9 protein-coding genes and 1 pseudogene are annotated in these 7304 nt (G+C 63.2%); 1 reads left to right on the top strand and 9 read right to left on the bottom strand.

From position 1 onward, the window contains the following. From EN893_RS11670 to EN893_RS11640, 7 genes are all read right to left on the bottom strand, one after another. Positions 1 to 556: ABC transporter permease (locus EN893_RS11670; RefSeq protein WP_164900807.1), on the bottom strand; the 556-nt coding region annotated here is incomplete at its 3' end. Then, a complete protein-coding gene (locus tag EN893_RS11665) occupies positions 556 to 1419 on the bottom strand; it encodes an ABC transporter permease (RefSeq protein ID WP_127270909.1) in 864 nt (287 codons plus the stop codon). The genes EN893_RS11665 and EN893_RS11670, both read right to left, overlap by 1 nt. A 65-nt stretch (positions 1420 to 1484) precedes the next feature. Then, positions 1485 to 2546: an ABC transporter substrate-binding protein gene (locus tag EN893_RS11660; RefSeq protein WP_127273265.1), complete on the bottom strand. Its 1062-nt coding sequence runs from the start codon at positions 2544 to 2546 to the stop codon at positions 1485 to 1487. 58 nt (positions 2547 to 2604) lie between these two features. Next, entirely contained in the window at positions 2605 to 3576 is a 972-nt protein-coding gene (locus EN893_RS11655; RefSeq protein ID WP_127272387.1) for a PfkB family carbohydrate kinase, read from the bottom strand. Continuing rightward, entirely contained in the window at positions 3573 to 4613 is a 1041-nt protein-coding gene (locus tag EN893_RS11650; RefSeq protein WP_127272386.1) for an ADP-ribosylglycohydrolase family protein, read from the bottom strand. Before EN893_RS11650 ends, EN893_RS11655 begins: the two co-directional genes overlap by 4 nt. 3 nt (positions 4614 to 4616) lie before the next feature. Continuing rightward, entirely contained in the window at positions 4617 to 5342 is a 726-nt protein-coding gene (locus tag EN893_RS11645) for a GntR family transcriptional regulator (protein WP_127268782.1), read from the bottom strand. A 229-nt stretch (positions 5343 to 5571) separates the two neighbouring features. After that, positions 5572 to 5865 carry a DUF982 domain-containing protein gene (locus EN893_RS11640; protein ID WP_236382758.1) on the bottom strand — a complete coding sequence of 98 codons (294 nt, stop codon included), beginning with the start codon at positions 5863 to 5865 and terminating at the stop codon, positions 5572 to 5574. A 60-nt stretch (positions 5866 to 5925) separates the two neighbouring features. Between EN893_RS11640 and EN893_RS11635 the strand changes: the two genes are divergently transcribed. Beyond that, positions 5926 to 6183: a hypothetical protein gene (locus EN893_RS11635; protein ID WP_127268781.1), complete on the top strand. Its 258-nt coding sequence runs from the start codon at positions 5926 to 5928 to the stop codon at positions 6181 to 6183. Between the two features lie 333 nt (positions 6184 to 6516). Here EN893_RS11635 and EN893_RS11630 read toward each other — a convergent pair whose 3' ends face one another. Both EN893_RS11630 and EN893_RS11625 read right to left on the bottom strand, forming a co-directional pair. After that, positions 6517 to 6681, bottom strand: a complete 165-nt coding sequence (locus tag EN893_RS11630) for a DUF3309 family protein (RefSeq protein WP_127268780.1) — start codon at positions 6679 to 6681, stop codon at positions 6517 to 6519. Positions 6682 to 6953: 272 nt separating this feature from the next. Continuing rightward, positions 6954 to 7304 (bottom strand): annotated as a pseudogene (locus tag EN893_RS11625) (hypothetical protein); the annotation flags it as partial.

Below are 7304 nucleotides of genomic sequence, written 5' to 3'. Positions count from 1 at the left end.
TGATCCAGGGCAGCGTGACGCGGCGCGTCACCTGCCACTGGTTGGCGCCTAGTGAGCGCGCCGCCTCTTCCAGCTCCGGCGCGAAGGTCTGCAGCCGGGCCGAGACGACGACGATGACATAGGGCAGCGCCAATGCGACATGGCCGAGCAGGATCGCATGCAGGCCACGGCCGATACCGACGCCGAAGAAGAAAATCAGCATTGCCGTGCCGGTGATCAGCCACGGTATGGCGATCGGCGGAAACAAAAGCGCCTGCAGGAACTTCTTGCCACGAAATTCGTAGCGATAGAGCGCCAGCGACGCCGCCGAGCCGAGCACGACGCAGATGATCGTGGTGATGACCGCGATCTCGACGCTGTTCCAGGTCGCTGCGATCAGTTGGTCGTTCTGCCACAGCGAAGCATACCATTCAGTCGTCCATTCGAACGGCAATTGGTAGAAGGGAGAAACGTTGAACGACATCAGCGCCATGATGATGATCGGCAGATAAAGAAAGGCAAGCAGCAGCCAGATGTAGAGGCGGCCGAGTCCTTCGAGGATGCGGGTCGTCGTCATCACGCGGCCCTCCGCAGCACTGGCGACGCCACCGCCAGGATGACCAGCACCACCGCCAGCAGGATGAAGGAGAGTGCGGCACCGAGCGGCCAGTTGAACACGGCGACGAACTGGTCCTCGATGACCGTTCCGTAGAAGGTGCCGGTGCGGCCGCCCAGGATGCGCGGTTCCATGAACGAGCCGACGACCGGCACGAAGATCAGCGCCGCACCCGCGACCAATCCGGGCATCGACAGCGGGATGATCACCCGCTTCAGCACCTGCAACCGCGATGCGCCAAGCGAGCGCCCGGCCTCGATCAGCGAGTCGTCGATGGCCTGTAGCGTGAGATAACAGGTCAGCACCATGTAAGGCACATAGGAATGCACCAGCCCGATGATGACGGCCGGATAGGAATACATGAGGTCGATGTTGATCTTGAACGGCAGCACGGCATTAAGCGCGGTGTCGAGGATGCCGCCTTCGCGCAAAACCATCGCCCAGGAAAAGATGCGCACCAACCCATTCGACCAGAACGGCAGGATGACGAGCAGGAAGATCGCCTCGCGGCTGCGCCCCTTCAGCACCTTGGCGAGCACATAGGCGGCGGGATAGCCGATGACGATGCACCATAGCGTCACTTCGAGGCCAAGGCGCAGCGAGGCCAGCAGCAGCGTCAGATAGAGGCTCTGCGAGAAGAAGGCGGCATAGTTGCCAAGCGTGAACGCCCACGGCTTTCCCGACAGCGGCAGCTCGGTCATGAACGAGAAGAAGACCATGGCGGATAGCGGCAGGAAGATCGCCACCGTCAGCCAGAGATAGGCCGGTGCCAGCAGCGGCAATGCCGATCTCAGCCCGCTTCGCGACGCTGTCGCAGCTGCCATGGTACCCTCCTCCCAGGATTGGAAGAACCAGCCGACGCGAACCGCCGGCTGGCCTGGCTGTGATCTTACTTCACGTCGACCTTAAGCTGCTGCCAGAGCGCCAGATAGGCTTCGCGCTGGGCGTCGGTGATCGGCGCCTGGAACTGGATGCGCTTGGCCACTTCGGGATCACCCATGACCTTGCGGTTGAAGGCATCCTCGGGCAGCGCTTCCACCGCCTTGGTGTTGGCGGAGACGGGAGCACCGACCTTGGTGACCCATTCGACGTAGAATTTCGGGTCGATCATGTAGTTGATGAAGGCCTCGGCGCCGGCGACGTTCTTGGCGCCGACCGGAATGGAAAACGCGTCGAGCCAGGCAACGGCACCTTCCTGCGGCACCACCAGCGAGACCGGCAGCTTGAAATGCGTCTTGGCGCGGTCGGCCGAGCCGCTCCAATAGGTGCCGATGTCGATCTGGTTGGAGGCGACCATCTGGTTCCAGTCGTTTTCCGAGCTCCAGAAGGTCTTGATCTGCGGCATCAGCGAGGTCAGCTTCGTCTTGACCGCATCCATATCCTTGATGTCGTTGATGTTCTGGCCAGTGGCGATGGCGCCGAACTGCACCGCTTCAACGGCATCATCGCGAATGACGACGCGGCCCTTGTGGGCGGCATCCCACATTTCGGCGATGCTCGTCGGTGGCTTGTCGAAGGACTTTTCGTTGATGGCGAGTGCGGTGAGGCCCCATACCCACGGCACGCCATAGACCTTGCCGTCATGGACGAGCATCGGCGATCCCGCCTTGTCCTTGCTGATGTCGGCATAGTTCGGCAGCTTGGAAACGTCGATCGGCTGGATCAGTTTCCCGGCCATCGCCTGGTCGTTGAAGGCCGCGTTGATCATGACCACGTCATAGAGGCCGGGATTGGTCCGGATCTTGGTCAGCATTTCCTGTTCGGAATTGAAGAAGTCGTTGACGACTTTGTTGCCGGTCGCCTTTTCGAAAGCCTCGACGGCCCACGGTTCATCGGCGCCGTAACCCTTCCAGTTGAGCACATGCACTTCGTCGGCCTTGGCGGCGAACGCAAGTGCGGAGGTAAAGACGGCGGTCGCCGTCAGCAGAGCAGTCAAATCAGGCATGCGCATGGTTGGTTCCTCTCTGTGGGTTTGCCCGGTTCCCGGGCTTGTCAGGCTTTTCCAGCTGTTATGCATTGGCCTTCTGTGTCCGGCCTGCTCCCGATGGATCGGCGGCATGGCTCAGGAATGTCTGGATTTCGCGGTTCGTCGGCGCCGAGGAGCCACCATGGCGGGTAACCGAAATGGCCGCCGCAGCATTGGCATAGCGCGCTGCCTCGAAGGGCGGGGTGCCGCGCGCCAACGCGCTGACAAAAGCGCCGATATGGGTGTCGCCGGCGCCATTGGTGTCGACGGCGTTGACCTTGAAGCCGGCAATGGTCTGCGCTGACCCGTGGGCCAACCGTACGTGGCAACCCTTTGCTCCGGAGCGGATGATCACGCCAGCAGCCTGCGGGCAATGGTCGCCCAGAAGTCGCGCCGCGAGACCCTCGACATCGCCCGGGCCGGCAATCTCGGCCGCCTCCCTCGTGTTGCAGCTCAGCCATGTGGTGCGGGCAAGCACCCGCGACAGGATGGAGCGTGGAATGTCCGAGATGACCGGCGTCGGATCGAAGACGAAGGGAATATTCGCCGGCAGCGCCTCGATCCAGTCGGTGAGCGCATCGCGGCTCTTGGGGTAGCTCAGCGTATAGCCGGAGGTGAACACCCAGTCTCCCGGCGCCACCGCGACGGGCGCCATCATATCGAGGCTGAGTACGCTCTCCGCACCTGGCCATGACACGAAGGTGCGTTCGGCGTCGCTGGAGATCATGGCGACGCAATTGCCACTGTCCATCAAGGGCGATGGCGGCGTCAGTGTCGCGATGTTCTCGGCCATGAAGGCGGCGCGCAGGAAGTCGCCATTCGGCCCACTGCCGAGCTGGCCGCCGAACACCACCTGCATGCCGGTGCGGCTGGCCGCCACCATCATGTTGAAGCCGCCGCCGGCGACCTGGGCGAAGCTCGATGCCGTCTTTTCCATGCCGGGCGCCGGCAAAGCGTCGATGCGGTAGACATAATCGACCACGGCACTGCCGATATGGACGAGACGGCCGCTCACGCCGCCGCGTCCTTGCTGGAACCGGCTTTCGCCGCCCTTGCCGCGACAAGGTCGGCGGCGAGCGCGCCAACCTCTGACAAGTCGATGCCGACAAGCCGGAGGATGTACTCTTGCGGCAATCGGGAAAAGCCGGTGCAGGCGCCGGCCATGCCGGCAGCGATGGCGCCGATCGTATCGGTGTCGCCGCCGAGATTGGCGCTGATGATGGCTGCTTGCCAGGGGTCGCCACGGGCGACTTCCAGCACGGCGAAGGCAGCCGGAACGGATTCCTGGCTGGCGACGCCGGTGCCGACCAGATCGGTGATCAGCCGGATCGCATCCCTGATCGCCTTGCCACGCACGATGTCCTGCGCCCAGACGATACGCGCGGCGATGTCGCCGCCGGTGACCCAATGTCCGAGCGTCGCCCCTCGCCTCGCCGCCGCGACCGCGCTGGCCGAAGCATCGCGCCAACCGCCGCCGGCGACGCCGCGGCTGACGGCGGCTGCGACGGCTGCGGCCGAGGCTATGGCGATCGAGGTGTTGTGCGTCGCCCGGCAAGTCTCCGCCACCTTGCCGACGAACGTCTCCAACGGTTCAAGCGGCATCATGATGCCGACAGGCGCGATGCGCATGGCCGCGCCATTGGTGTCGCCGCTGCGTCCCGCTTCCTCGGCCGGTACGCCATTGTTGATGGCATCGATGGCACGCTTGGTCGACGGCCCCAAAAGATCATAGCTGCCGCGCGCCTTGACCTCGCGCTCCCAGTCGAGCAGCGCATTGACCCAGCGCGCGTGGTCGAAACGGTCGCCGGATTCGACCAGGATGCGGCCGAGCAGCAGCGCCTGTTCGGTATCGTCGGTGATGGTTCCAGCGGCCAGGCCCTTCGACACCGGATGATCGGCGAAAGGCTCGATGAAATCCTCTACATGGCCGTAGAGTTCGGCAATGCGAGCCGGCGACAAAAGCTGCGTCGGCATGCCGAGCGCGTCTCCCAGCGCTCCGCCGACAAGCGCGCCCATGGCGCGATCGATGGTATTGCTGGTTGCATCCGACATCGCTTAGAACCTCATATGCAGCGCAAAATGTGCCGGATTGAGCAGGCTGGTGACATACTCGATCGGCCGATCGTCAGCCGCACGCGTCAACCGGCGCCCGCGCAGGAAGGGCGTGCCTTGTGGGCAACCGAGGATGGCCGCATCCTCGGCATTGAGCATCTCGATCTCGACCCATTCCTCGCCATGGTCGGGAATGAGGCCGGCGGCGCGCAGCGTCTGGTGCAGCGAGCCCTCGCGCAGTCCGCGCAACGGTACGTCCTCAAGCTCGGAGGACAATGGCAGCCGGCTGCGCTCGATGGAGATCGCATGGCCGTCGCTGGCGTTGGTGCGCACCCGGTCAACGGCAATGAAGAACGGGCTTTCGATAGCAAGCAGCGCAGCCAGATCGGGGTCTTCGATGACCTCCAGCCGCAGCGTCCGCGTCTCGGCATTGGCGCCGGCATCGGCCAGCGCGCGCGACCAGCCGATGGAGTCATCGACCGGCTTGCCGTCGAAGGTGACGAACGAGCCGATACCAACCCTGGTCGTGATCAGCCCCCGGCTGGACAATTCCTCAAGGCCCTTGCGGACCGTATTGCGACTGACGGAGAAGCGCTGGACAAGTTCATTCTCGCTTTGCAGGCGGTCGCCGAAGCCGAGAACACCGGAGCGGATTTCATGTTCGAGAACGGTGGCGATCTGCTCGGGTTTGCCCGTACCGGGAGACAGTTGAACCGCGCGCCGCTTCATATAGTACCTGTTCAGTGAACCTGTATAATCCTGTTCAATATAGAGACCGGGATGCTATGTCAACGGGTACTGAAGACTGCCCAAAAGGCAGCGAATATGCGGAATACCGTGCAAGGCGCGCCGAGAGGCAGGTCAATATGGCCCCCGAAAAGCCGGTCGGCGATCGCCAAAAAAGAGGCATACATCAAGGGGATGGAGCCAGACCCTGATTCAATTTCACCGGAGCAGGCTACGGGATCGACACCTCACGCGGTTCGACGAGGATGTCCGCCTCGATCGCGGCGTTAATGAACGCCGCCCTTGCCGCCGAGACTTCTTTCTTTCCCTCGAGCACGGCCAGACAGACCTTGCGGGCAACCATATGCTTTTGCCCGGTCGCAACCGGCCAGCGGTTCAGCAGGACGTCTGCAGCCTGAGCGACCCGCTCCACGTTGAAGATCGAGTTTCGCGATCGGCCGAGCGCAATCCTGACCGGCTCATCGAAACGCTGATCTTGCACGATGCCACTCCCCAAAGTCGGCATTCATCGATTCGCGGCCTTCAACCCCGAGCAATGTGATAGGTTCCGCGCTAAAGGTGCAAGATGTCCGATTCCAGTGGCCAGAAAAATCCCAGGCTGATCGTCGTGGTCGCCTTCGATCGCGGTGAGGATGGCGAGCTGTTCCCAGCCTTTGGACCCGCCGACCAGCAAAGCGAAGACCGCGCTATACGCACCGCCAAGGCTCTGGCGGCAAAGCATGCCGGCGTCATCGCCTGGAGCCGTGAGGCCGATCCGACGCTAGGCGAATACGGCCCGCCGAACACGCTCTTCGTCAGCGGCGACGTACCTGACATGGAGTAATCTGGCGTCAGGATCCGGCCTGCGCTCAATGCCGCAGCCAGAACGGAGACTTCTCAGAAAACACCCGCCTTTCCTTGAAGCTTGATGCAAGCCGGTTCCCTCGCCCATCAAGCAAAAGCCCGCCACGGTGAACCGGAGCGGGCCTTGGAGGAGGATAAGGGGTGGGACCCTCTCCTCTTGTTTCCACGGGGGGGTGTGGACCGCAATGACCATACGAAAGTTTTGCAGAGTGCAAGATCACAAGCCGGCTTGCCTGCATCACAATCCGGTGCGCGCCGACATTGGGGGCGCTCACGAGATTGCGATCTGTCGGCGACAACCGGGCGGGCCTGGCTAGATGCGCCCGAGCACGACAAGCACGATGACGATGAGCAGCACGAGCCCGAGGCCGCCGCCGCCATAGTAGCCGGCGCCATAAAAAGGACCTCCGCCGAGGCCGCTGAAGCCGCCAAGCAGGGCAAGGATAAGAATGATGATCAGTATGGTTCCAAGGCTCATGGCTTTCAGCTCCCGTTAGCGCTGACGCATTGGGTCGAACATCGCGGCCGCGATGTTCGAGGACGAGAACGTTCCCAAGGCTCTACCGTTCCGTGCGATCGTGGCAACGGAAACGGCCATCCAACGTGATGGAAGCCAGAACTTTGATACCGGCACGCCAATGAACGCGGAAAGCCCGCCAGTGTGGCGGGCCTTCCGACCAGCCGGAGGCCAGGAACATGCGGCCGGGCCTCAGGGCCGGTTCGGCACCTCCAGTCCCGGCACCTCCAGCATCAGCGGCGCGCGATCAGGAGGCAGAGTTGCCGGAGGTCGCGGTCGTAAGCGCCTTCGCTGCCGAGCACGTCGACGCAGCGCTTCTTCATTCGCGCCACGTTGCTATCCGACATCTGGGCCACGACACCCGGCAGGCTCGGCCTGCTGGGGTTTGACGGATTGGACGGATTGCTCGGGTTCGACGGATTGGACGGATTGATGCCGCCCCCAATACCCACGCCGACACCGACACCGACGCCGACGCCGCTCGTTCCGCCCACATTGGCGCCGAGTCCGGCAGCAATGCCGCCAGATCCGCCAACATTGGCGCCCGCGCCGGCATTGCTGCCGGACTCGGCGCCAATGTGGGC

The sequence above is a fragment of the Mesorhizobium sp. M7A.F.Ca.CA.004.04.2.1 genome (assembly GCF_004022825.1).
Taxonomy (GTDB): domain Bacteria; phylum Pseudomonadota; class Alphaproteobacteria; order Rhizobiales; family Rhizobiaceae; genus Mesorhizobium.
This window is presented reverse-complemented; position numbering and strand designations above follow the sequence as displayed.